General features: G+C 47.8%; 1 protein-coding gene. It reads right to left on the reverse strand.

What is annotated here, in order from left to right; translation table 11 throughout:
* Positions 1-192: 192 nt before the first annotated feature.
* The coding region (locus R7Q47_RS24595) for an MGH1-like glycoside hydrolase domain-containing protein (protein WP_318089866.1) at positions 193-1383 on the reverse strand (1191 nt) is incomplete at its 5' end.

Genomic DNA, 1383 nt, shown 5'->3' on the forward strand with positions numbered 1-1383 from the left:
TTACTTGTTTAGTGAAGAGATGCTTTCGATATGGCAACACGCCCTGACCCAGCACTAAAATCTGTGTGACAAGAGACATAAAAAAAACCGGACTGCCAATACAGTCCGGTTTGTCTTATTTGTCACTGAATTATCGTTCGTTAAGCGCTACGAATGCTAGGGGGGTCATCCAAAGCGCCTAATATGTGCGATCTAGTTTTTGAAGAATCCGTTGTACATCATGTACAAATGCGCTGCAGACCAAGAGAAGTTCGACGCACCTTGTACCGCGCCCGTCTCAGGGTTGTAGTTTTCACGGATTGGCATGTCACCCGTCATACCTTCTGCGTTGTTAAACAACTCATTCGCCATTGCGATCGCTTCTTCTTTGTAGCCGTAGTTTTCCATCGCACGGAAGCCAAAGTACACTTGATCTAGCCACACGCGACCACGCCAGTACACATCTTTACCGTAAGCAGGGTTGGTTTGCGATGCGGTCGGCAAAGGCACACCCGTTCCTTGGAATTTATCTGGCGTGTTGAACTCGTCTTGATCACGCATTACCGCGATCACTTTATCGGCATGCTCTTGCGTTGCTGCACCATTAAACAGCGGCGACCAACCTTCAGGGCCACGTCCACGCTCTACAATCGGCAAACCCGCGCAACCATTTGCAAGAGGCGCAGGAGTAGTGCCATCTTCAGCCACATTTAAGTGAATGTCGTAGAAGAATCCTGTGCTTTCATCAAACATACATTGGTTAATGTAAGTCTTGATTTTTTCTGCGCCGTTAAGGAATTCTTGCGCACGATCTTTACCTTCTACGCCATCGGACACCAACTTCGCCATTTCCGCTAAGTATTTGTTGTCTGAGTACATGTAAGAGGCTTGATCCACCGATTCTTGCAGCATAGAGAAGCCAAGCAGCTCGCCGTCCGCAGCGTTATTGTTGGTGCGGTTTTCTGCAAAACGAACTTCCCAATCTTTCTTCGCAAGATCGAGTTTCGCTAAGTTTTCCGCTGACGTATTGCTGTACACCCACTCTTCGCCTTCCAGCTTGATGCTGTTATCAAAGCCGTACGCACTTGCCGCGTAGCGACCAAGTTGATCCACATTTCTGTCTGGATTGCTGATGTCTTCAGCTTGCGAATTCATGTTGTGGATGTTGTAGATAAAGCCAAAGCGAGCTGCGTTATCCATGCCCGATTCCCAGCCCGCCGCTTCTTGTGCGCCGACGTGAATCGTCATGTAATCCACTTCATCGAGAATCTTATTGTAAGACGCCATGCCTTTTACTTTATAAGAATTGCCGTTTTGCTCGATGATGTCTTCTGCAGGAATAATGGTCGTGAAGTTAGGATCACGCGTTTCTACCCAAACGTACATCACGCCTTCTTCCGTGTT

Source organism: Vibrio sp. Vb0349 (assembly GCF_033338975.1).